The sequence below is a fragment of the Neisseria sp. P0021.S006 genome (assembly GCF_051956895.1).
This window is the reverse complement of sequence record NZ_JBQCWZ010001003.1, coordinates 1-537: the sequence shown is the minus strand read 5'-3', so window position 1 is coordinate 537 and position 537 is coordinate 1. Positions and strand designations below refer to the sequence as shown.

Here is a 537-nt window from a genome sequence, read left to right as displayed (position 1 = left end):
GTTCATCACCGCTTGTCCTGCTTCTTCGGTATAGCTTTCCGCGCGGCCGCCGTTTTCGGCCACCAACACGTCATCCAGCCACATTTTCAAAGCATCGACGTCCAAGTCTTCAATACCGGCATAGCCGACGACTGCCAACAGACGGCCCAAGTTCGGGTCGGAGGCAAAGAACGCGGTTTTCACCAAAGGCGAATGGGCGACGGCATAAGCCACTTTGCGCGCCTCTTCGCGGGTTTTCGCGTTTTGCACTTCAATCGTAATGAACTTGGTTGCACCCTCGCCATCACGGACAATCGCCTGCGCTAATTCCAAAGCCAGCGAACCGAGCAAGGCTTTGAGCTGCGCATAGCGCGGATCGGCGGTGTTGTCGATTTCGCTCTGACCGCAACGGCCTGTCGCCATAATCACGAAGCTGTCGTTGGTGCTGGTATCTCCATCCACAGTAATCGTATTGAAACTTTCGTCTGCAATTTCTTGCGTCATCAGTTGCAAAATTGGTTGGGACACTTTGGCATCGGTGGCGATAAACGACAACAT

Annotated in this window: 1 protein-coding gene; it reads right to left on the bottom strand. The window is 53.8% G+C overall.

Going from position 1 to position 537, the window contains the following annotated elements:
• On the bottom strand, nucleotides 1-537 hold a 537-nt coding region (locus ACTHUM_RS18400), incomplete at both ends, for a bifunctional ornithine acetyltransferase/N-acetylglutamate synthase (protein WP_440403736.1).